The 23,701-nt window shown below is 57.9% G+C and carries 14 protein-coding genes; 6 read left to right on the top strand and 8 right to left on the bottom strand.

Annotated features, from left to right (window positions below):
* The first annotated feature begins 83 nt into the window (after positions 1–83).
* A complete protein-coding gene (locus A3OQ_RS23235; protein ID WP_020177353.1) occupies positions 84–7,571 on the top strand; it encodes a hypothetical protein in 7,488 nt (2,495 codons plus the stop codon).
* Positions 7,572–7,621: 50 nt separating this feature from the next.
* Here A3OQ_RS23235 and A3OQ_RS0120650 read toward each other — a convergent pair whose 3' ends face one another.
* On the bottom strand, positions 7,622–8,611 hold the full coding sequence (locus A3OQ_RS0120650; RefSeq protein WP_051116147.1) for a UDP-glucuronic acid decarboxylase family protein: 990 nt from the start codon (positions 8,609–8,611) through the stop codon (positions 7,622–7,624).
* A 367-nt stretch (positions 8,612–8,978) separates the two neighbouring features.
* Here A3OQ_RS0120650 and A3OQ_RS0120645 point away from each other — a divergent pair, with 367 nt between their 5' ends.
* Positions 8,979–10,517 carry an amidohydrolase family protein gene (locus A3OQ_RS0120645; protein WP_020177351.1) on the top strand — a complete coding sequence of 513 codons (1,539 nt, stop codon included), beginning with the start codon at positions 8,979–8,981 and terminating at the stop codon, positions 10,515–10,517.
* Between the two features lie 400 nt (positions 10,518–10,917).
* Here the strand turns inward: A3OQ_RS0120645 and A3OQ_RS0120640 are convergent, their stop codons facing one another.
* Entirely contained in the window at positions 10,918–11,397 is a 480-nt protein-coding gene (locus A3OQ_RS0120640) for a hypothetical protein (protein ID WP_020177350.1), read from the bottom strand.
* Between the two features lie 778 nt (positions 11,398–12,175).
* Here A3OQ_RS0120640 and A3OQ_RS0120625 point away from each other — a divergent pair.
* Both A3OQ_RS0120625 and A3OQ_RS0120620 read left to right on the top strand, forming a co-directional pair.
* Complete coding sequence (locus A3OQ_RS0120625) at positions 12,176–12,451, top strand: curli assembly protein CsgF (RefSeq protein ID WP_244427217.1); 276 nt, start codon at positions 12,176–12,178, stop codon at positions 12,449–12,451.
* A 71-nt stretch (positions 12,452–12,522) separates the two neighbouring features.
* Positions 12,523–13,458, top strand: a complete 936-nt coding sequence (locus A3OQ_RS0120620; protein ID WP_020177347.1) for a CsgG/HfaB family protein — start codon at positions 12,523–12,525, stop codon at positions 13,456–13,458.
* 195 nt (positions 13,459–13,653) lie between these two features.
* On the opposite strand, the gene A3OQ_RS0120615 is transcribed toward A3OQ_RS0120620, so the two are convergent.
* The 3 genes from A3OQ_RS0120615 to A3OQ_RS24200 all read right to left on the bottom strand — a co-directional run bounded on the left by A3OQ_RS0120615 (position 13,654) and on the right by A3OQ_RS24200 (position 17,178).
* Positions 13,654–14,991, bottom strand: a complete 1,338-nt coding sequence (locus A3OQ_RS0120615; RefSeq protein WP_425280297.1) for a beta strand repeat-containing protein — start codon at positions 14,989–14,991, stop codon at positions 13,654–13,656.
* 902 nt (positions 14,992–15,893) lie between these two features.
* Entirely contained in the window at positions 15,894–16,052 is a 159-nt protein-coding gene (locus A3OQ_RS24755) for a hypothetical protein (RefSeq protein ID WP_161607358.1), read from the bottom strand.
* 598 nt (positions 16,053–16,650) lie between these two features.
* Positions 16,651–17,178: a curlin repeat-containing protein gene (locus A3OQ_RS24200; protein WP_083931636.1), complete on the bottom strand. Its 528-nt coding sequence runs from the start codon at positions 17,176–17,178 to the stop codon at positions 16,651–16,653.
* A 185-nt stretch (positions 17,179–17,363) separates the two neighbouring features.
* Between A3OQ_RS24200 and csgH the strand changes: the two genes are divergently transcribed.
* On the top strand, positions 17,364–17,759 hold the full coding sequence (csgH, locus tag A3OQ_RS25390; RefSeq protein ID WP_425280310.1) for a curli-like amyloid fiber formation chaperone CsgH: 396 nt from the start codon (positions 17,364–17,366) through the stop codon (positions 17,757–17,759).
* Positions 17,744–18,271: a hypothetical protein gene (locus A3OQ_RS23840; RefSeq protein ID WP_020177342.1), complete on the top strand. Its 528-nt coding sequence runs from the start codon at positions 17,744–17,746 to the stop codon at positions 18,269–18,271. Before csgH ends, A3OQ_RS23840 begins: the two co-directional genes overlap by 16 nt.
* A 68-nt stretch (positions 18,272–18,339) precedes the next feature.
* Here A3OQ_RS23840 and A3OQ_RS23835 read toward each other — a convergent pair whose 3' ends face one another.
* The 3 genes from A3OQ_RS23835 to A3OQ_RS23215 all read right to left on the bottom strand — a co-directional run bounded on the left by A3OQ_RS23835 (position 18,340) and on the right by A3OQ_RS23215 (position 23,609).
* Positions 18,340–19,083 carry a transglycosylase SLT domain-containing protein gene (locus tag A3OQ_RS23835; RefSeq protein ID WP_020177341.1) on the bottom strand — a complete coding sequence of 248 codons (744 nt, stop codon included), beginning with the start codon at positions 19,081–19,083 and terminating at the stop codon, positions 18,340–18,342.
* 313 nt (positions 19,084–19,396) lie between these two features.
* Positions 19,397–21,496, bottom strand: a complete 2,100-nt coding sequence (locus A3OQ_RS0120585; protein ID WP_020177340.1) for an alkaline phosphatase family protein — start codon at positions 21,494–21,496, stop codon at positions 19,397–19,399.
* Between the two features lie 694 nt (positions 21,497–22,190).
* Entirely contained in the window at positions 22,191–23,609 is a 1,419-nt protein-coding gene (locus tag A3OQ_RS23215) for a cytochrome-c peroxidase (protein ID WP_152428551.1), read from the bottom strand.
* Positions 23,610–23,701 lie beyond the last annotated feature (92 nt).

Below are 23,701 nucleotides of genomic sequence, written 5' to 3'. Positions count from 1 at the left end.
CGTGAGCATTCACTAAAGGCAGCCTCCCGTCTGCCATTCTGCGCAGCCGGTCCGAGAGAGACACCGAGACAGAGCCACTTTGCATGTCATCTAACATCGCTTCTCTTTCCCCGGCCCAGATTGCCCGTCTGACCTCGACTGCAATCCAGCAGCTTTCCACCACCGACATCGAGTCGTTCAGTACGACGCAGGTGGCGGCGCTCACTGCGACTGAACTCAATGAAATGAGCCCGGAGGATCTGCAAGCCTTCTCGCCGACGCAGATCTCAGCCCTGCCCGGCGCAACATTGCGCGGACTGAACCTGTCGCAGTTCGAAATACTCGCTGCCGGCGAAACAGGCGCTCTTACGACAGGACAGATCAGCTTTCTCACGGCGACACAGCTCAACGACCTGACCGCGACGGAGCTTCAGGGCTTAGGAACCTCCCAGTTGAATGCGCTGACGCCTGCCCAGATCGGCAGCCTGTCAACGACGGCGCTCGCCAATCTGACCAATACGCAGCTTGGCGCTTTAACGGCGACCCAAGTGCAGGGTCTGTCTGCGACGCAGCTTAACTCGATGTCGATATGGCAGATCATGGTGCTCCCGACGGGAGATTTGTCAGCCGCGCAGGTGGCAAAATTAAACGCCACGGAAATCGACAATTTGGGGGCGACGCAGCTTGCGTCACTGACGACGACGCAGGTTCGCGGTCTGACCGCGACACAGTTCACCAATATGACGGCGACGGAGATCCAGGCGCTTGATATTACCAGCCTGACGGCGGCACAGATCGCCGGTCTCAGCGCCACAGCATTGGACAATCTTTCCCCGGATCAGCTCGCGGCTCTGACATCGACGGAAATAGGTGTCTTGAGCACGACGTCGCTCAACAGCCTGCCGGCGACCGAACTCCAGGCCTTGACGCAAACCCAAGCCAATGGCCTGACCGCGGCGCAGATTGCCGGCATGACCTTAACGACGCTTGGCAATCTCACCACCGACCAGCTCGCGGCGCTCACTGCGACGCAGATGCATGGCCTGACGGCGACGCAGCTCACCGGCATGACTCCGGCCGAGATCCAGGCACTCAATATTACCGGCCTGACGGGGGCCCAGATCTCCGGTCTCAGCACCACAGCCTTCGGCAATCTGTCTTCGGATCAGCTTGCGGCCCTAACGGCGCCCGAAGTCGCTGCCTTGAGCACGACATCGCTCAATAGTCTGTCGGCGGCCGCACTCCAGGCCTTCACGCAGACTCAAACCAATGGCCTGACGGCGGCGCAAATCGCTGCCATGACGGTAACGACCCTCGGCAATCTCACGACTGACCAACTCGCCGCGCTCACTGCGACGCAGATGCATGGCCTGACGGCGACGCAGCTCACCAATATGACGCCAACGGAGATTCAGGCGCTCAATATTACCAGCCTGATGCCAGCCCAGATCGCCAGTCTCAGCACCACGGCCTTGGGCAATCTGTCCTCGGATCAGTTTGCGGCCCTGACAGCGACCGAAATCGGGGCGCTCAGCACGACCTCTATCAACAGCTTGTCGGCGACCGAGCTCCAGGCTTTTACGCAAACGCAAGCCAATGGTCTGACCTTCGCGCAGATTGCCGGCATGACCTCGACGACGCTGGGCAATCTCACCACTGACCAGCTTGCCGCGCTCACCACGACGCAGGCACGAGGCCTGACGGCGACGCAGCTCTCCAATATGACTCCGGCCGAGATCCAGGCCGTCAACGTCACAAACCTGTGGTTCGGCCAGTTCGTCAATCTCAGCGCCACGGCATTGGACAATCTGTCCTCGGATCAGCTTGCGGCCCTAACGGCGACTGAAATCGGCGCGCTCAGCACGACCGCGCTCAACAGCCTCCCGGCGACCGAACTCCAGGCCTTGACGCAAACGCAAGCCAATGGCCTGACCGCGGCGCAGATTGCCGGCATGAGCTTAACGACGCTTGGCAATCTCACCACCGGCCAGCTCGCAGCGCTCACCGCGACGCAGATACATGGCCTGACGGCGACGCAGCTCACCAATATGACTCCGGCCGAGATCCAAGCGCTCAATGTTACCGGCCTGACGGCGGCCCAGATCGCCGGTCTCAGCAGCACGGCCTTCAGCAATCTGTCCTCGGATCAGCTCGGCGCTCTGACCGCGACTGAGGTCGGGGCGCTCAGCACGACTTCGCTCAACAGCCTGTCGGCGACCGAGCTCCAGGCGTTGACGCAAACGCAAGCCATTGGCCTGACGGCGGCGCAGATTGCCGGCATGACAGCAACGACGCTTGGCAATCTCACCACCGGTCAGCTCGCCGCGCTCACCGCGACGCAAATGCGTGGCCTGACGGCGACGCAGCTCACCAATATGACGCCAATGGAGATCCAGGCGCTTAATATTACGGGCCTGACGGCAGCCCAGATCACGGGTCTCAGCAGCACAGCCTTCGGCAATCTGTCCACGGATCAGCTCGCCGCTCTGACCGCGACTGAAGTCGGGGCGCTCAGCACGACCTCTATCAATAGCCTGTCGGCGACCGAGATCCAGGCTTTGACGCAAACGCAGGCCAATGGCCTGACGGCGCCGCAAATCGCTGCCATGACGGTGACGACGCTCGGCAATCTCGCCACTAACCAGCTCGCCGCTCTGACGGCGACGCAGGTGCATGGTCTGACGGCGACGCAGCTCACCAATATGACTCCGGCCGAAATTCAGGCCGTCAACGTCACAAACCTGTCGCTCGGCCAGATCGTCGGTCTCAGCAGCACGGCGTTGGACAATCTGTCCTCGGATCAGCTCGCCGCTCTGACGTCGACCAATATTGGGGCGCTCAACACGACCGCCCTTAACAGCCTGTCGGCAATTGAACTCCAGGCTTTAACGCAGACCCAGGCCAATGGCCTGACAGCGGCGCAAATCGCCGCCATGACGGTGACGACGCTTGGCAATCTCACCACTGGCCAGCTTGCTGCGCTCACCGCGACGCAAATGCATGGCCTGACGGCGACGCAGCTCACCAACATGACGCCGACGGAGATCCAGGCGCTCAATGTCACCAATTTAACGGCCGCCCAGATCACGGGTCTCAGCACCACGGCCTTCGGCAATCTTTCCTCGGGCCAGCTCGCCGCTCTGACGGCGACCGAAATCGGGGCGCTCAGCACGACTTCGCTCAACGGCCTGTCCGCGGACGAGATCCAGGCCTTTACGCAGACTCAAACCAATGGCCTGACGGCGGCTCAAATCGCCGCGATGACGGTGACGACCTTCGCCAATCTCACCACCACGCAGCTTGCGTCTCTGACAGCGACGGAAGTCCATGGTCTGACGGCGACGCAGCTTACCAATATGACGGCAACCCAGATTCAGTCGCTGAATGTCACAAATTTAACGGCCGTTCAGATCGCCGGTCTCAGCACTACGGCCTTCGGCAATCTCTCTTCGGATCAGTTCGCGGCTCTGACCGCAACCGAAGTCGGCGCCTTGAGTACGGCCCAGGTCAGTGGCTTGAGCGCGGATCAGGTCGCAAGTCTGACAACGACGCAGGTGCACGGCCTGACAGCTCTCCAGATCAAGTCGCTCAATACTGCGCAACTCGAGGCTCTGAGTACGACTCAGATCGCGGCACTGATGACGACGCAGGCGAATGCTTTCGTCGATACGCAGGTCGCGGCTCTGAGCGTGACCCAACTCGGCAGCCTTCAGGCGACCCAGATCGCAGCTCTCTCCGCTACGGGCATCAGCGGCCTGTCCAGCGCCGATATTGCCGCTTTGAACACGGCGCAGATCGCGGCTCTGACCGCGACGCAAACACATGCGTTTACCGCCAATCAGCTCGCGGCACTGTCGGTGACACAGGCCGCGGCACTGTCCACCGGCGGACTCAACGGTCTGATCGACACGCAGATCGCAGCTCTGACGACTCAGCAGCTTGGAGCCCTTGCTGCGACGCAGATTACCGCGCTGTCCACCAGCGGCATCAGCGGCCTATCAAGCGTCGATATCGCCGCTTTGAACATGGCGCAGATCGTGGCTCTTACGCCTGCGCAAGTGAGGGCGCTCGCCGATACTCAGGTCGCCGCGCTGAACGCGACTCAGCTTGCCGGTTTGACCGCAACGCAAATCGGGTCCCTTTCCACGAGTGGAATCAGCGGCCTCTCCGATGCCGATATAGCTGCTTTGACCACGACGCAGATCGCAGCTCTGATCGCGACGCAAACAAAAGCGCTTAACCAGGACCAGCTCGCGGCTTTGACCACGACACAGATCGCGGGCTTGTCGACCACCGGAATCAGCGGTCTGCTCGATACGCAGGTCGCGGCATTGACGATCGCGCAGCTTGGAGCTTTGGGCGCAACGCAGATCGCGGCCTTTTCCGTCACCGGCATCGGCGGTCTGTCCAATTCCGAGATCGCGGCTTTGAACGCAACGCAGATTGGTGCGCTGACCACGACGCAGGTGAAAGCCTTCGTCGATACGCAGGTTGAAGCGCTGACAACAACGGGTCTCAACGCGCTTCAGGCAACGCAAATCGCTGCCCTCTCCGCCACCGGAATCAGCGGTCTGACCAATACCGAAATCGCCGCTTTGAACACGACACAGATCGCCGCTCTGGCAGCAACGCAAACGGATGACCTCAGTGAAAGCCAGCTGGCGGCTCTGACCACGTCACAGATTGCAGTCTTATCGGCCACCGGCATCGGCGGACTGACCGCAGGGCAGGTCGGAGCCTTGACGACGGCGCAGCTCGCGGCCTTGGCCGCGACACAAATAGCAGCTCTGTCCACGAACGGCATCAGCGGTCTATCCAATAGCGATATCGCGGCTCTGAACACGGTACAGATCGCCGCTTTGACCACGACGCAGATGAACGCCTTTGCCGACACGCAGGTAGCGGCGCTGAATGCAACTCAGCTTGGAGCGCTGGGCGCGACGCAGATCGCCGCCCTCTCGGCTACGGGGATCAGCGGTCTGTCCAGCACCGATATCGCGGCTCTGACCACGGCACAACTCGCAGCTCTGACCGCCGCGCAGATGGGAGCCTTGACGGCTTCTCAAGTCACGGCCTTGACCGCCGACCAGTTGAGCAATCTCCGATCGACACAATTGTCAGGGCTCTCAACGAGCGCAATCTCGGGGATGACGGCGACCGAACTTGCCGCCCTCACCACGACACAGGTGCGCGGCCTGACGGCAACGCAACTTGGCGCGCTGACCATTACGCAGATCGGCACCCTCTCTGCGACGCAAATCGCGGCAATGACCACCGCCGAGATCGGCGGTCTGACCAGCACGCAGACTTCCGTATTGACACCGGCCCAACTCAACGCTTTCCAGGCGACCCAGATCGCAGCCCTCTCAACTACGGCGCTCAGCGGTCTATCCAGTAGCGAAATCGCCGGGCTGAGCACGACGCAAATCACGGCCTTGACCGCTGCGCAGATGGGCGCATTGACGGGGACCCAGGTCACAGCGCTGACTGCCGATCAGTTGAGCAATCTCCGGTCGACGCAGTTGTCGGGGCTTTCCACCAGCGCAATCTCCAGCATGACGGCGACCGAACTGTCGGCTTTGACGACGACTCAGGTCCGCGGATTGACGTCAACGCAAGTCGCGGCAATGACCGTCACGCAGGTCAATACCCTCTCTACGACGCAGATCGCGGCGATGACGGCCAGCGAGATCGCCGGTCTGTCGGCGACACAGGCAGCGGCATTGACGTCAACCCAATTCAACGCTTTGACGAATGCGCAGATCGCGGCCTTTTCCACGTCCGGGATCAGCGGTCTGACCCAGACCCAAATCGCCAGTTTGAACACGACCCAGCTCGCCGCACTGACAGCCGCGCAAATCGGCGCTTTATCGCTCACCCAAATCGATGTGCTGAACACAACGGAAATCGCGGCGCTCAACACGACGCAGATTCAAGGCCTGACATCCGCTCAGCTCGGTGAGTTGAACCAGACGCAGATCGCATCGCTCACAACCAGCGCGGTGAAAGCTTTGACCACCGCGGCGATCGCCGGATTGACCGCGACGCAAATCAGTGAATTGAACGCCACCCAGCTCGCGAGCATTACGGCGACCCAGATCGGGGCATTGTCCGCGACCGCGATCTCCGGCTTGAACAGCACCGAGCTCGCGGCCCTGAGCACGACCCAGTTCGCCAGCATGTCGACGACCGGCGTGGCGGCTTTGTCGGCGACGCAAATCGCGAGTTTGACGACGGCGCAAGCGGCGCTTCTATCGGCGACGGAGCTCAGCGGACTGACGGCGACCCAGGTCGACGCGCTGACGGTGACGCAGTTGGCAGCTCTGTCGGCGACGCAAGTGGCCGCTCTGTCATCAGCCGGGATCAGCGGCCTGGCAGACACGCAAATTGAAGCGCTGACGGCGACCCAGTTCGCGGCTCTCACGGCGACGCAAATGGCGGCGCTGTCCACGACGGCGATCGGCGGATTGACGACCGACCGGCTTGCTGCACTCAGCAGCACTCAGCTGCAGAGCTTGACTTCTACCGAGATCAGCGCGCTGAACATAACCCAGTTTGGAAGCCTGACGACGACGCAATTGGCGGCTCTGACCGCGACAGAGATCAGCGGCTTGACCTCCGCCGACACCGCGATCTTGAACAGCACGCAGCTCGGAGCCTTGAGCGCGACGCAGATCAATGCGCTGTCCACCAGCGGCATCAGCGGCCTGAGCGCGGCCCAAATCGAAATGCTGAGCGCGACGCAGCTCGCGGCCCTGACCGCGCCGCAAATGGCGGCGCTCTCGACGACGGCGATCGCGGGGATGACCACAAGCGATATAGCAGACCTGACGACGACGCAGTTCGCCAGTCTGTCGGCAAGCGGCGTCGCGGCGCTGACCGCCACGCAGTTTTCTGCTTTGACGTCGGCGCAGATGGCGTTGTTGTCCACCACCGAGGTGAGCGGTCTGACCGGCACGCAAGTCTCGGCACTGACGTCAACGCAGTTCGCGGCCCTGACTGCGACGCAGATAGGGTCTCTGTCGACCACCGGGGTCGGAGGCCTGACGGACACGCAGATCGCCGGCATGACCAGCACGCAATTTTCTGGTTTGCGTGCAACGCAGATCGCAGCGCTGACGGCCGACCAGACCGGTGCCATGACAACGACGGAGATCTCTGAGTTAAGCTCCAATCAGATCGGCGGGCTGTTGCGGCTTCAGCTCAGAGCCTTGTCGGCCGCACAAATCCAAGCTTTGACGCCGACGCAGATCTCGGAGCTTGCCACGACTCAGATCATGAATATGACGACGACGGATCTGGAATCACTTTCCGCGACCCAATTCAATACGCTCACCGCGACGCAGGTCAGCGGTCTGACGACTCAGCAGCTCAACAACCTGCCAGCATCGGTATTGTCCGCATTCAACGGCGTGCAGATGAGCGGCTTTACGACGACGCAAATCGCCGCCTTGTCGGCGACGGCGATCAGCGCTCTGACGACGACGGAGATCGAGGCGTTGAATGGAAATCAGATCGGCGCTTTCACGCCGGATCAGATCGCCGGCATGACATCCGACCAGATGGCAGCCTTGCGGACCGCCGTATCATGACCGGAACAAATTGAGCGTGCCGCTTGCAGAGGGTTGCTGCGATCTTTTTCTCAAGCGCAATTCGAAACGATCTTCATCAGCGGTTTGGACGGTAATTCCTCTGCCTGCAAAGAACGGAAATAATCGATGACAAGCGCCAAGCCGTCTCGAAGCCTGGTGGTCGGCTGCCATCCCAAGATGCTATTGGCCCGGCCCAGATCGGGTTGCCTCTGACGGGGATCGTCCTGCGGCAATGGACGCGAGACGAGCCTCGACGACGATCCCGTCAGCTCAATGATTGTTTCCGCGAGCTGACGGATCGTAAACTCGCCCGGATTGCCGAGGTTGATCGGCCCGGTAATGTCATCGGGCGTTTCCATGAGCCTGATCAGCCCATCCACCAAGTCGTCGACATAGCAAAATGAGCGCGTTTGGTTTCCATCCCCATAGATGGTGATGTCATCGTTTCCAAGGGCTTGCATCACAAAATTGGAGACGACGCGTCCATCGTTCGGATGCATGCGGGGGCCGTATGTATTGAAAATGCGGGCCACCTTGATATTCAGGTTATGCTGCCGGCGGTAATCGAAGAAGAGAGTTTCGGCGCAACGCTTACCCTCATCATAGCATGAGCGTGGACCGATCGGGTTGATATTGCCCCAGTAGCTCTCAGGCTGAGGGTGAACCGTCGGGTCGCCATAGACTTCCGATGTCGATGCCTGCAGGATTTTGGCCTTCACGCGCTTCGCCAAGCCGAGCATGTTGATCGCGCCGTGAACGCTCGTCTTCGTCGTTTGAACCGGATCAAATTGATAATGAACCGGCGAGGCCGGACAGGCGAGATTATAAATCTGGTCGACTTCGACATAGAGCGGAAAACAGACGTCGTGCCGCATCAGTTCAAAGCGCGGATTGGCCAGCAGGTGCTGAACATTCTTTCGCGTTCCGGTGTAGAAATTATCGACGCACAGAACTTCATTTCCGCGAGCCAGAAGCTGTTCGCAGAGGTGCGATCCGATAAAGCCCGCACCTCCCGTAACCAATGTACGGCCTTTATGCACGGTGCCCCCGTTCGTTTCCGCCTGCACAATCAGACGCTGGAATTCTTTGCCCCAGCCTAGTCAACGCAAACGGCCATAAACGCATTTCTAGCTGATTCGGGGTGGACAAGCTAAATCTGTTCTCAACCTCGAACCCCATGGGCTCGAAATTCCACCGCTTATTTTCAAGCCTTGTCCGCCGCTCGCGCTCGCGCCGTTCCCGATGGTGGCGGGCAAGATGCTCTGCCAGCCCGCGCATTGATCACGGCTTAGCTGCCCCGCGAATGAACCTATCGCTCGCCGACATTTGATTTTGCGGTTCGGTCCCGATCCAATAAAAATTTTCAGCTGGGGAGCACGTCGACTTTTTGACTCAAGAGAGGTCCCCATGGCTGGATGTTTGAGTGAAGACGAACGAGCCGGGCTGTTCCCGTCCGAACTCGTCGCACACCGCACACCCATTCCGACGCAGATCGTTTCCAGCGACGAATATTATCCCGCGCCTCAGAATGATAAACAGCGCGATGTGGAAAAGCGCCTTCTCGCGATGGCCGACGAGCTTGGCCAGCGGCAAGGTATGGACAGACGGCGCTTCTTTCAAACGGCCGCAGGTATGGCGGCAGCCTTCGTCGTCATGAACGAAGTCTATGGCTCCGTCTTCGATGCGACGCCCGCGGAAGCTGCTACACCAGATATGGCACAGGCCCGCGCCGATGCGCTGAAAGACCAGCTTATTCTGGACATGCATACGCATTTCTTGCGCGATGATACGCGGCTCACGTCTTTCGTCGACATGCGAAACGCTGTCGGGAAGGGCGGCTGGAACAAGGAGCTGGCGGGCAAGGAGCAGACGATCGACGACTTGAAGTTTGCAAATTACATCAAAGAAATTTTTCTCGATAGCGACACGAAGATCGCGCTGATTTCGAGCGCACCCTCAGATATCGCGCAGGATTGGTTTCTGACCAACGAACAGATGGCCGCCGCCCGGGACAAGATCAACAACAAGGCCGCGGGCGGGGTCGCGACCGAAGTGGGGACAAAGCGGCTGTTGTCGCATGCGATCTTCACACCGGGTCAGCCGGGATGGCTCGACAATATAGACGCCGCGCTCGCGTTAAAGCCTGACTCGATGAAGGGCTACACCATCGGCGATAACACGCATAAGGCGACAAGCCGGTATCCTTGGCGCATGGATGATGAAAAGCTCGCCTATAAGAGCTACGAGAAGTTCGTAAAGGCAGGCATCAAGAACGTTTGTGTGCATAAGGGGTTGTTTTCTCCCTTGGTCGAGAAAGCCTATCCTAACTTGCGTGGATATGCGGATGTCAGCGATGTCGGACAAGCTGCGAAGGACTGGCCGGACCTAAACTTCATTATTTATCACTCGGGCTATCGCTATGTTGGCAATACCAATGTCGATCCGGCTTTGGCTTTTGCTGAATTCGAACGCACGGGGCGGATCGGCTGGATCAGCGATTTCGCGGAAATTCCTGCGCAATATGGCGTCAGCAATGTGTATGGCGATCTTGGTCAGGTCATTGCCATGACACTCATCGGTGAACCTCATTTAGCCGCTGCTGCTCTGGGCATCCTGCTCAAGGGGCTTGGACCGGAGCGCGTCTGCTGGGGTACGGACGCGCTTTGGACCGGATCGCCGCAATGGCAAATTGAAGGACTGCGTCGTCTCGAAATTCCCGAAGACATGCAAAAGCGATATGGCTTCACGCCGCTCGGTGACGCAAATGGACCGGTGAAGACAGCCATCTTCAGCGGCAATAATGCCAAGCTCTATAATATAGACTTGAAAAAGGCGGACCTCGATTTGAGAGGTGATCGGTTTGCTCTGATCAAGAGCGATTACGAAAGAGAGGGCCCCGATCGGAGCAACTTGCGATACGGCTATATTAATAGGTCATTGGCGTGAGCGGGCGGCACCCGTCAGCCGCTCCGGCGGAAGAAGGTCGGCGACAGTCGATCGTTGTTGCTTTGAGCCAGGCGGGTTCGCGCGTCGTTATCGATAGTCTTCCAGCGATTGCCTGAATTGCGGTGGGTTTGCTATCTGCTTCGCGAGGTCGTGACATTAAAGCTGAGCGCAATCACGCGATCTCGCATCGCGGGGTTCGTTGCGTCCGCAAGCCATTTTCGGCCAATTCGAGAAGCCTTGCGATCTTTGCATTCGTATCCCTGCGCGCGCCGAATCCAGGTCAGCCGTTCCCTGGCCTTGAAGGGACTATAATGAGCTTCGTCCTCACAGAACGCTAGGATCTGTAACTCGGGCGAAGCCGTGGCGGATCGCTCGTGCAAAGCGTGCTGATCGCGCAGCCTTAAGAAATGACATCGTTCGGGTCGACGCCCTGTACGCATTCATTTTGGCCGATGCCCATCTCGCGCCGGACACGCCGGGTTTCGAGACGGTATCCCCGGTAAAGGTCATGATCTTTGACTTTATCGGCCCAATCCCCAAAGACGCAGATGAAGCAATCTCTCGCGGGGAACCAGCCAAAAATGCGGAAGTCAGGCGTTTTGAGCTCCCAGACCGCATGCTTCTCGGCTTTTATGTATCGGTATTGCCGAGAATAATCCAAGCGCTGCCCGCTTACAAAAAGATAGAACAAATTGTCGAGCTGCTCGACGGGGGTCGTATCCGCCAGAAGCGGAGAGGCTTCGTTTAATTGTATTCGGTCATTCAACCAGCGGATAAAATCCGGGGTGCCGTAAAGGAGACGTGCAGGCTGCTCGCGTGGGCCGAGCAGCACGTCAATAGGAACGATCAGCTCTCGTTCGACCAGATCTGAAAGCTGCATCGTCAAGCTAAGTTAGTCAAATTTCCACTCCCGAATAATTGTATTCATGGAGGCCTGTTGCAGCCCAGCCATGCGGATCAATCCCCAAAGCATGATGGCTTCAAACCGAATTACGACCGTCCGGGATCATTTCATGGTTTTGGACAAAACCCGTCCAATGCGCCTGCAAGAGCAAGCCTTGCAAGTGAACGTGAGGCCTATTTGCGCTGTTGAGTCGCAGTATAGCAAGACGGTGATGTGGCATTCCTCGAATCACACGTATTGGGACTGGTCGCGCCAGCCGGCACCGCTCCCGTGGTGGCACCTTCCGGCGCCGTCTTCGCGTGGGCTCCAAGGGAAACTGGGGGCTTGTTGTTCGTGTATCGCCCCTTCTCCTGCTGGATCGTCACTTCGTCGGAGAGCACCATTCTCGTATCTGCCTGGGGGCCGTCCGGCCGGTTCTGAGCCCACGCGGTCGCCACGAGGCTTGAAAAAAGTGCCAGCATAAAAAGCCGCTTCATTCCTGCTTCACCCGAAGTCATCTCAAACATAAATTCGCTGAGAAGGCCGAGGCCCACCTATGCGACTTGTCAAGATCTAACACGAATACCTGACAATCATTTGGCTCTTCGGCTTGAAATTCACAAGTCGATAGGAGCCGCAATAAAAAAGTCTGATTTGATGAGAGATGAAGACAACTTATCTTGAGTTCCTACAAGGTTACCGGTCTGTGTAATAAAACCGTCAAGAGGCTGAGCTACGCGATACCCTAGATTTTTCAGATTGGCGGGGGATAACTGTGGATAGAATTTATCGGGTCATGATCGTCGGTTTGGGGTTGGGCTTCTCCGCCTCTCCTGTCTTGGCGTCGTCGCTGACCTATACGCCGACCAATCCGACATTCGGCGGAAATCCTCTGAACGGCACGTTTTTGCTTTCGACCGCGCAGGCGCAAGGTGCCGGAGCCAACTCCGGTCAAAACTCGCCTAACCTTTCCGGGCTCGAGTCAGCGCTCAGCGGCATCGGCAGCGGCTCGGTGGTTGTCTGCTGCACATCGACGCCCACGAATCCCTAATCTTCCAAAGCCATCTTGCGATCGATGAATTAAGTCCGCGCGCCGATGACGCACGTGGAAACGGGGTAGTAATGCGTAAAAATCTTCTCATGATCGCAACGGCAGCAGCGGCCGTTTTTTCGCTGGCAGGCTGCGCGGGATCGGTGAGCGATCCTTTGACCCAACCCGCCACGCTTGTCCCCGATACAAAGTCCGGCGTCGTATTGGAAAGCCTTCCGCCGCCTGCCAAGAAATTGGACGTCGCCGTCTATAATTTTCCAGATTTGACAGGCCAGAACAAGCCCAATGACAATTTCGCCGAATTTTCCCGTGCGACGACGCAAGGCGCCGCGGCCATCTTGATCGACGTCCTGACCAAGGCCGGCGACGGACGCTGGTTCAATGTCGTCGAGCGCAACGACCTGCAATCGCTTCTGCAAGAGCGGCAGGTCATACAGAATACGCGGACGGCGATCGAAGGGGACAAGGCGCAAAGCCTGCCGGCGCTGCGCTTCGCGGGGATTGTGCTTGAAGGCGGCATTATCGGCTATGATGCCAATGAGACGACGGGGGGGCTCGGCGCGAACTATCTCGGTGTCGGTGGCAGCTCGCAATATAGACAGGACATCGTAACCGTTGCGCTTCGCGCCGTTAGCGTTCAGACCGGTAGGATCTTGGCCTCCGTGACGACGACGAAGACCGTCTATTCGATCCAGCTTCAGGGAAGCGCCTTCAAATTCGCGGCAGTCGACCAAATTCTCCAGGCGGAAGGTGGCTTGACGAAGAATTCGCCGATGACCCTGGCAGTTCGAGAAGGCGTTCAGCTTGCCGTCTATGCCCTGATATTCGAAGGCGTCAAAGCCAATTTGTGGCAGTTCAAGGATCCGATCGCAGGCTCAGCCTTCATGGATCAGCTTAATGCTCAGCGAAAGGCTGCCAATTTCATATTGACGCCGCCGCCACCTTCTCCGGTCGTACAGCAAAGCGCGCCGCTGCCTGAAAAGCCCGTGGTGACCGCGAAGGATTAAGAGCTGGATGGCTCCTCGCGTCATCCAAAAGCGGAAGCCCTGAAACCAGATCGCGCCAAGCGCATGTCTTATTGCTTTTGACCTTTGCGCCAGGATGCGCGAGTCAAGCCCGCGCGCGTAGTCGAACGGACCTAATCCGATCCATCGTAGACACAAAAAAGCGGCGGGCTACAAAGCCCGCCGCCAGTTTCAAGCTTACCTCTGAGCCGTGATCGCAACATTGTGCGAGCCGAACTGCTGCGTGACCGCCGTGTTCGAAACGCCGTTGTTGGAGCTCTGCGCCGTAAAAGCGAAATTGTACACGCCAACCTGCTGCGTGACCTGATTATTCGCACCGATCATGGCCTGAAGACCGGTCGACTGCGCGGCGATGGCCTGGTTCTGGCTGCCGACCTGTGCGATCAACGAATTGTTGGCTGAACCGATGGCGCCAGCATTGAGCGGATTGGCGACGGTCTGCCCGGTCAGGGCAAAGTTATTCTTGCCGGCCTGCACTGTCGCAGCGCCGTTGGTCACGCCGCCGTCAGAATTGTTATTCTGCGTGGTGATGGCGGTGTTCTTTGCGCCGAGCTGCACCGTCGCCTGAGTGTTGGCGCCATTCGTCTGCGTCGCCGTGGCGGTGTTTTCAGAACCGAACTGGGCGATCAGCGAAGCATTGACAGAACTGTTTGCGTTACCATCGAAGACCGTACCGCCTTGCGTAGTCATCGCGGTGTTCTTCGTGCCGACCTGAAGCGTGGCGGCCTCGTTGTTGACGCCGTTCAGACCGGGTCCGGCTGAGGCGGTCTGCACCGTCGCAAACTGATTGCCATTGCCGATCTGGAACGTAGCGGACTGATTGGACCCCCCGTTGCTATTGCCGCCAAAGCCGTTGTCAAGATCCGCCGTCGTTTGGCTCGTTGCGCCGCTGTTGTTCTTGCCGAACTGGCCGGTGAACGAGGTATTGACGCTCGCGGGTGACGCCGCATTGGTGTTGGACTGTTCCGTAGCGGCAAGATTCTTCGCGCCGCCCTGAAGCGTCGCCTGAGTGTTCTTGCCGCCGGTCTGCTGTACGAGCCCCTGATTCTGAAAGCCGAACTGCGTGACGAGCGAGTTGTTCGTGGTAGCGGTCGCATTCACGCTGTTGATCGGGGCCGCATCCTGAACCGTGATCGCCTGGTTGCCAGTACCGAATTGAAGCGTGGCGCCCGCGTTGCTGTTGGAGCCCCCGGTGCTGGCCTGCTTGGTCGTGGCGGAGTTTTTCACGCCAACTTGCAAGGTCGTTTGCGCATTGCTGCCGCCGGTCTGGCTGGCCACGCTGCTGTTTTGCGTACCGATCTGGATGGTGCCCGAGTCATTGGTTGTGCTCGAAGCGCCCTTTTGAACCGTGGCGGTGGTGTTCTTCGTGCCGACCTGAAGCGTGCCTTGGTTGTTGTTGCCACCGGTCTGCCCGACGAACCCATGATTGCGCGTGCCGGCCTGCGTGATGAACGATTCATTGACGGGCGCGGTTTGTGCGAAAGCATATGATGAGCTCGCGAGAACGAGCGCCAAAGCTGTCATCGTTTTCATGAAAAGATGTCCTTGCTTTATCCAACGCGGGGCAAGCGGGGATCGCCGCCCTCGAATTCGTTAAAACATTCTTAAGCGGCATGGCGCAAGGATTTCTTAAATTATCTGCAACTTTGAATCAGGTTCAGTTAGCGCGAGTCATGATCGATATGAGATGCGCAAATCTGAAATCATTTTCGCATGCGATACGTTGCCGCTTCACGCATGATGGCGCGCATTTACATCGAAACGTCGCTGCGAATTCATATGCCGGTCAACAACAATTGCTACCGTATTCGATGCTCATGTCAGATGGCTGCGTGTAGACAAAGCCGACACGGCCGGCGTTGTTCTATCCATGATCGCTTTAGAAAGAGCGGCCTTCGCTGAGTTCGCCGCTTAAGTATAAGGGTCCTGGAGAAACCGATCTCTCAGGGCTCTTTCGATTCGATCCGGAGCGAACCCAATCTGACTTCGTCGTCCGCATCGTCTACGAGAGCTCTCACACGGATCAGGCCGAGCGTGCGAATATGCAGGGGTGCGAAAATCAAACTCGTTCCTGCAACTATATAAAGCGGCGCGGCCTGCTCTTTTTCAAAACCCGCTACGAGATCAACCTGAGCATCCTTGCTCGGAGGTTCTATCGGCTCTTCGAAAATCGGACGATCTTCTCCCGGCGCATAGCATCTGACGACAATTGACGAAAAGGGCTGCGCTGCCGGAGAAAAAATATGGATTTGGATGCAAAATCGCGGCAGAACAAAAGGAAATTCCGGTGGAACAAAAATGACCCCGTTATAGCATCCGATGAAGCTGAGTTTTCCACCGGGCTCGTTGCGTATGTCGTCGCAAAATATCGAATGTCCAAACCGGTTCATTCACAAACCTTGAACTCGAAATAATACTCAATCGACCTGTTTTGCGGCATCTTGCGATCGTGCGCCGGCACCGGACATGACGATGAACATTGGTTTATTCCATTCGATGGTCGTCGTTTCCATGTTGAAATTCTGTCCAGGTTCCTGCACGGGCTTATGCAGCTCGAAATTGATTTCGCGTCCCAAGGCCCAGGATAATTCAGCGACGGATCGAAGGGTAAGCGGCGCATCGCCTGACAATTGCCGGTTGACCGCAGACCTATGCCAGTCGAGCCGGTTGGCGACACCTTGCGAATTTATCTTGGAGGCGTCTCGCTCTTCTTTGACAGCTTTTAAAAGCTCATTCCGGACGCGGGCAACGAACCGGCCAACCGTCCTCGACCGGGAGCCTATGTCAACGCGATACGGCGCCATTGGCGGTACTCCTACAAATCAACGAGCTATGTCTGCTACCGTTACGCGGTGCTTGCCTTGCGAATGTAACCTGCCGCGATTCCGCGTCAGCTTATTACCGCTGCGCAACCGCGGTTACGAGCAAGCACTTTCGATCGGCGGGCTTCAGACTAAGCCTTCCAGCTCTTCTCTTTCGCGTTAGTGTGACAGAGCTATTACACGAGCCGAAGCATTCCGGCATGCCGCGATGACATTAATGGGAAATGGAGGAAATCCGATGGATCGCGCGACAATTTGTTCAGGCGCGGCCACGGCCATAGAGCAAAGGTACAGCGGTCGCGCGCGGCGATGAACGGTTGCAATCCGGGTGGTATTTAAGTCAACAGAGTCGTCAATGCGAACGGTTCGATTGCGTGACGACCGCGACATTGCCGTGGCCTTGCTGCGAAAGAGCCGAAAGATTTCCAGCTCCGATCTGCGCAACCATGGCGCTATTATTGGTGCCGACCTGGCTCAGTTGCGAGACGTTCTGCTTCGTGGCGGCCATCGCAGAGGGTGCTACGAAACCAGCGTTCACTGGTGCGGCCAGCATAGTCGCGGCTGACGGCGCGGCGGGAAGAGCCAGCGCGCGCGAGCTATTCACCTGCGCGACAAAAGCTTCCTCCGCCTCGACCGCGGTAAACTGGAATGAAGCGGCGGCGGCGATAAAGAATAGAGCTTTTGACGGTTTCATTACGGAATTCTCAGATGAAGCTGATCGAGCTTCGCTCAAACGGCCTAACAATAAGTTTAAAGATAAAACGTCGGGCCGGAATGAGGCTTGCGGAGCGGATTTTCTTTCGTGCGTCATATTTGAAAAAAGCTTGCGCGACGGGACGCAACTTGAATTCGATGCGCCGCCGCGGTCACCGCTTTGCATAGGACTGTCGTCTTTTCTGCATAAAATACATGGACGGCGCGCAGGATCGAAGATGTGATGTCGTGTTTTAATGCAAAGCGCATAAACGGCTTGAATGAGGTTCTTAAATCTATATGAATTAGGGCTTGAGCAGGTGTTTGCATTTGCCTGCTTTGGTTCCGTTCAAAGCACTCGCGTTTCGTATCATGCTCAAGAGTCATGTGCCCAAACACCGGATTCTATCTGCGATTTGCGCGCCGGCGTTATTGTTATGCGCGGACGGACACGCCGCGTTTTCGTTGCCAGCCGCCCATCCGTCGGCGCTCGAATGTCAGATACGCGTATCTGCGATGCCAAACGGTTTGCGTCTCGAAGCTGTCGCCAATGCGCGTGCGTCCGTTACCGGAAGATATAGGCTGTCGGTGGCAAAAGACAGCGCCTCTGGCTCTAGTCAAAATCTGCAAAGCGGCGATTTTAAACTGGATGTCGGACAACAGCGGATTCTGTCGACGCTCCTATTGGACAGCTCGGCAATCGGACATTATCGAGCAACACTCTCACTCGAATGGGAACAAGGGCACGAGTCATGCAGTTCTCCTTGAAAAAGACGCCGTCTCGAAACGCGGCTTTCAATTGCCGTTTGATCTTGGCCGTGATGGGCTTTTGTCTGCCGGCGGCAGCTGAAGCCGCCTCGACGGACTCGGCCTATATCCAGCAGGCCGCGGCCGGATCGGCGTTAAAAGCGATGTCCACTCAAATCGTGCCGACGCCCGGTTTCGTCACCAATGCGCGACCCAATGCGGTGACGGCACCCGTACCCGCTCCAGAGATGGTCGCTCCGAGATCTAATGGAGCCAATTTCGCGCAGACGGTGACTGTCGGAAACTTTAGTAGCGTCATTCAAATTCAGGCCGGACGAAGCGACGCTTCCGTCGTGTCCTCTGTTGGCAATCGGGACAATGTCGGCGTGGTTCAAAGCGGCAACAATCTCGCTTCCAATGTCGCGCTTCTCGGGTCTGGCCTCAATGTGGCCGTGCTGCAGCCGCCAAACTCACCTCCCGTCAATGTGTTGGTCGCGCGTCTTCCGAACGGAAGCATATTGATTAAAAAATAAGGCAAAGCCGGGCGCGGAGTCTTTCGACGGAAAGCGAATATATTTCGCCTGGCCAATGAGCGTGCTGATCAATAAAACTTTTGAACGATGCAAGAGCCACATAGGCTAAGCTCGGGATTGAGCCGTGTCGCCTTTCCACGTGCGACTCGGCGTTGTCCTTCGCTAACATGGGTCGTCGCGCTGGCGAGCGCCCTTTGTGTGTCCGCGCCGCCGATCGAAACGAGCAAGGCGAGCTCCCAATTCCGTCTAGCGTCCAATCGGTTCCAATTGCGGCCCGCGATGCCAGGTAGATCGATCGTGTCGTTCTTTAGAAGATGTGCGCCAGGGGGAGCCCAATCCTCGGGCGAATGTCCGGTGACGGCATAAACATAGGCCCAGGTCTCCTTTGGAAGATAACCGCGCCCGTTGAGCCAGTCATGAACGCGTCGCGCCCCGGCGTTGTAAGCCGCGGCTGCCAGGCCGAGATTGCCGAACTGATTTTTCAGATCGCGAAGCAGCTCCGCGGATTTTGGCAGGGCTTCGATCGGGTCGAAGGGATCTTTAAGGCCATAATCTCTGGCGGTCGCGGGCATGAATTGCGCGATGCCTTGAGCTCCGGCGAGACTGATCGCCGTGGTATTGAACCCGCTTTCCTGGCTGATCAGACGCGTAAAATAGTCCGTGGGCAGTTCGTTTGCCGCAGCCGCCTGTTCCGCGAGCTGCTTCAGCTCCGGCACCGAGGGAGTGGCTATATGCGGTTGATCATCGGTTAAATGGACGGATTTCGGACTGGCGCTGATGGCCGCTTCGCCCGAGGGCCTTGCGATAGCCATTTGCCTTCCGTCGGGTAGCGCTTGAAGCTCCGGCGGTTGTGCTCTTGCGCATATCGGCAGAAGAGCAAGCAATGCTGCGAACCATAACGACTTCAACAAACGACGCTCGGAATGAGACATGGCACCGGGTAATCAAAAAGCCTTGGCAGGCAATCGACATGACCGATCCAAAGATATGGGACCGACACCAATCTGATCTTTGCATCCTATTTTCATTGCAATCATATGACGCCGACCGGCTTGAGACGGCCGGTCGGCGCTTGCCGCTTGAGATCACGCGCATGCCCGAGCGCGATGCGCGATCACGCTGCTATTACTCCGTGTAGGACTGGAGATTTGGCGCGGCCGCGAAGTCGAATATTTCGAACAAATCGTCGAGCGCCGGCATATTCGTCGGCACGTAGGGATTTGCCTTCTTCGCGGTTGGGTTGGGAAGATTGTCGCGGCTGCGGTCGGTGAGCGGCTGGAGGCCCCAATTGCGCTCGATGAACTTCAGCAGCGAGACATGATCCGCATAGTTGTGATTGACCGTGCCGCCGGTTGAGTAAGGCGACAAGGCAATCAGCGGAATGCGGGGACCATCGCCGAAGAAATCGAGCGGCTGGATGAAGCCCGAGTCGTAATAGCCGCCGGCCTCGTCCCAAGTAATGAAGACGGCGGTCTCGGCCTTGAGATGCGGATTGGCCTCAAGAGCATCGAGAAGGTTTTGCACATAGGCTTCGAACAGATCGATTTTCGAGCTCTGCGGATGTCCGTCGAGAAGGCCGTCGGGCTTGCCGATGGAAACCGCGGGAAGCGTGTTGTTTTGGATATCGGCAACCAGGTCCTGCGTGTCCTTGATATGGGCCGCGCGCTGCGTGGCATTGCCCATGATCGAGGTTGAGTATTGGAACGGATTGCAGATCTGGCAGTAGGCGACGCCGATGGCATGCGCCGGATCGTTGACCGCCGCCGCCGAAAGATTGGTCGGATTGCTCGGGTTGGCCGCGACTTCATCGTTTGCCAAAGCGACGGCATCATTATAGGCGCCGCCGAAATAGGCCCACGAAATGTTCTTTTCGGTGAGGGAATCACCGATCGTACGCACCGGCGAGGGTGGAATCGATCCGTTGGCTGCCGGGTTTGGCACAACCGTCCCGTTCGGCAGATAGCCGGGGTTCGTATTGTCCAGCATATAGTAATGGCCTTCCTTGCAGTTCGGCTCTGCCGGATAGGGCAATTTTTCGAGATATTTGACGATCGGGAGCACGCCCGGTTGCGTCACGTCGGCGCAAGCGCTGAAGTTGTTGTCGGCTGTATATTGATTGACGGTGCCTGGCTTTGGATTCGGATTGGCGATGAGATTCGACGGAGGCGTCGTGGCGTTTCCGCTGCCGTCGCTCCAGAAGCCCGCATCGCCGGTGCCGAACATGAAGTGGTTGGCGCCCGTGCCGCCCAGAAACGACTGATGGAAATTGTCGCTGATGGCGAAACGGTCGGCAAGCGACTTCAACAAAGACGCTTCCTCTTCCTCGGCGTTGAGGAAACCCATTTCATTGCCTTGGCTTTGGTTGCTGGCCGAATAGGTCGCCATCACGAAGGGAAAAAGATCGTTGAGACAGCCGGTCGGGTTGTCCGACGTGGCATTGGCGAGGCTGCAGTCTTGTTGCTGGGCCGCCTGATAGAACCGGTGCGTCATGTCGCCGGTATAATCGTCGTCATTGAGGTTGGACCCGAGCAGAACGAAAGGTCCCGGCGGCAGCTTGCCGGCGCCCGGCACGCGCGTGTCGAGCGCACCATGCGGCAGTCCGCTCGCGCCGGTCGTCAGGAGCGCGAGATCGCCGGGCTCGATATCCTTTTCGACGCTCGCAATCGTGGTGCTCGTGAACGGAGCGCCCGTTGTGCTTTGAGCCGTCGGCGTGCCGTTCGTGTTCGGCTGAGGCATCAGGTTCGTTGTGGTATTGTACAACGTTTTGGCTTTGTTCGGCGCACCGAAATACCAAGCCGGCTGCGCCGCGACCGAATATTGTTGCGCGAGAGAGAAATTGCGGCCGGGCGAACCGTCCGCCTTGACGATGCCCTTGGACAGATAGTTCGAAATCGTCTGGCCTTTTCCCTTCGGCTTGTAGACGCCGAACGTATGATCGAGACCGCGATTCTCGCCGATCAATATGATGACATGCTTGATCGGGCTCTTGGTCTTGAAGGCGTCGGCGGCGTCCTTCGAGGAGCCTCCGCCATTTTTGGAACCCGCGGCGCCTTTGATGTCGCCGACGACAGAATTAATCTCGCTTTGGACAGCGCTTTGAATCGTGGACTCGATGCCGGCGGTATCGCCGGCCGTCGAAAACAAGGACAGAGACAATGCAAGCGTCGATGTGCTGAGCGCCGTCGTCAGCTTGCATTTCTTTAATAACGAATTACCGGTGTTCATGGAGGCCCCCCCAAACGTTGCTGAACCAGAGCTCCATAGATCGCAAACGTGACGGGGATTCATCGTTGGTATTTCATGTCGGCTAAAAAGATATGACATTCGAAGCTGACACTTTGAAATCAACGGAAGAGCGCTTTACGCTTCCGAATGTTGTTGTTGTGATATCAAAGATACAAACAAAATCGGGATAAGCGCGCGCACGTCATATCGTGCACGATGCAAATCGGAACGGTGTTATGATACGCGAGCACGCATGCGAAAGCATGTTTCAACTTATCGTGTGGACAACGTAACTCTCTACGGCGCAACTTAACTTGCCGGAGTCCAATCAGGTTGTCCGGCCCTCGAACATGAATCCGACCGGCAGCGCGAAGCTGAGTTTGCTATCGGATGACTTGTTCGGTTGCCGCCAAGAGGGCGCGTACGGATAATGCGTGGTTCCGGTTGCACCAACGTATCTGTCATCCCGAAGACGCGGCGGTGCGAGGAAATAGCCGCGACGGCTTTACTTTGATCGAAACGCTCACCGATCTGGAAACTGCGTTCGTGACCACCTTATCGCGAAGCCATCGCAGGGCGCCGCCGCTATACCTGACGACTCTTCACCTTTGTGATCCGGAGGAGTGACTTCCCGGAAAGCGAACCGAATCTGAGGAAGGCTATGGCGTCAGGTATCGCTTTGGCGCGTTCCGCTTTAACGGGCCGTTGCCGGTGCCGTCTTCGCCTGGAACTGGTCGATCTGATAACCGTCCGTCAACGTATTCAGGAAGGCGATCACATCGGCAATTTCCGCATTATTCAGCGCGGGTTCGTTGCCCTGCTTGCGATCAAACGGTGCATCGGCCACATCGACATTACGCTTATATTCCGGCGGCAGGTCGTCATAGGCATCGATCTCACCGTTCGGCAGCTTCGGATACCACTTGGCAGCATTTGTTTCACGTTCGACGTAGAAATGCATGACGTCATCGAGCGAATGAAAGACGCCATTGTGGAAGAACACTTTGCGGATCGCTGCATTGCGCAATGTAGGAGTCTTGAACAAGCCGCAATAAGGGGCCGCGTCGGTATAGTCTTTGCGCATTGGGCCGCAGAGTCCAAGATCGTAATAATGCGGGTCACGATTGGCCGGGATATCGCGATTGCGGGGTGCGCCAAAGGCCTCGAATTGATAGTCGGTAAAGGCCGGCCGGAACAGGCCATCGCGTGACGGCTTGTCGATATGACAAGATGAGCAATTGCCTTTCTTCGGATCCTCGAACAGCTTGAGACCACGCGCCTCTGCGTCGCTGAGCACGGCTTTGCCCGCCAAAAACGCGTCATATTTGCTGTCATAGGGATGGAAGCTTGGGTCTTCGGACTGGAAGCGCACCAAAGCGAACAGGGCCTCGTCCACCGCGAGACTAGGCTGGTCGAAAATGTTGGCACCGAACAGCTTTCTAATGTCTTCCGCATAGGGCGCGCGCTTCACACGCTCGAGAAAGTCCCCGGCGCTGTGATTATCCATTTCATTAGGATCGAGCAGCGGTCCCAATGCCTGCTCTTGCAGAGTGTTGGCCCGGCCGTCCCAGTCGAGCCCGCCTTGCGGAACGTTGGCCTCGGCATCGGCGAGTGCCGCGTTATTGGTATCGGCCTTGGCGACCGAAGCGACCTTGATATCGCCCGCCGGTACCGCCACCGCAGCTGGCGCGTCCTCTGACGCGGGCGGGTCGATATCGGCAAATTCGGTACCCGGCCCGATCGAGAAATTCGGGGTATGCTCCAAATAGCGCAGCGACGGGACGGCGCGAAGGCCCGCACGTTTCATATCCGGTCCGCCGAGCTGCACCGCGAGATCATTCGGCGGCCCGTAGGCATGTTCCGGACTATGGCATGACGCGCAGGCGAGTTGCCCTGACCTCGATAATGACGGGTCGAAAAACATTTTGCGTCCCAGTTGCGCGACCGCCGAGAGCTCAACCGGAGTATTGGAGCCGCGACTTATGGTTTGGCTCGCCGGAGGAACGGGATCTGCCGCGGCGAAAGGCATCGCCAGCACGACGGATAGCAAGACCGGCAGTCGCGCGAACCATGTGCGGGAAAAGGCCGGCATGAGGTCTGAGGAACGCTTCATCGGAGAACTCGGTACGGGGGTCGAGGAACGGACAAAGTTTAAGAAATTGGGACGGATGGATTATCTCCATCCGTCCCGGATATCTCGCTCAT

This window comes from Methyloferula stellata AR4, from assembly GCF_000385335.1.
GTDB lineage: Bacteria > Pseudomonadota > Alphaproteobacteria > Rhizobiales > Beijerinckiaceae > Methyloferula > Methyloferula stellata.
This window is presented reverse-complemented; position numbering and strand designations above follow the sequence as displayed.

Coding starts and splice junctions, on each gene's coding strand:
- A3OQ_RS23235 (WP_020177353.1), top strand. CDS start 84: ATGTCATCTAACATCGCTTCTCTTTCCCCGGCCCAGATTGCCCGTCTG.
- A3OQ_RS0120645 (WP_020177351.1), top strand. CDS start 8,979: ATGGCTGGATGTTTGAGTGAAGACGAACGAGCCGGGCTGTTCCCGTCC.
- A3OQ_RS0120640 (WP_020177350.1), bottom strand. CDS start 11,397: ATGCAGCTTTCAGATCTGGTCGAACGAGAGCTGATCGTTCCTATTGAC.
- A3OQ_RS0120620 (WP_020177347.1), top strand. CDS start 12,523: ATGCGTAAAAATCTTCTCATGATCGCAACGGCAGCAGCGGCCGTTTTT.
- A3OQ_RS24200 (WP_083931636.1), bottom strand. CDS start 17,178: ATGCAAAGCGGTGACCGCGGCGGCGCATCGAATTCAAGTTGCGTCCCG.
- csgH (WP_425280310.1), top strand. CDS start 17,364: ATGCTCAAGAGTCATGTGCCCAAACACCGGATTCTATCTGCGATTTGC.
- A3OQ_RS23840 (WP_020177342.1), top strand. CDS start 17,744: ATGCAGTTCTCCTTGAAAAAGACGCCGTCTCGAAACGCGGCTTTCAAT.
- A3OQ_RS23835 (WP_020177341.1), bottom strand. CDS start 19,083: ATGGCTATCGCAAGGCCCTCGGGCGAAGCGGCCATCAGCGCCAGTCCG.
- A3OQ_RS0120585 (WP_020177340.1), bottom strand. CDS start 21,496: ATGAACACCGGTAATTCGTTATTAAAGAAATGCAAGCTGACGACGGCG.
- A3OQ_RS23215 (WP_152428551.1), bottom strand. CDS start 23,609: ATGAAGCGTTCCTCAGACCTCATGCCGGCCTTTTCCCGCACATGGTTC.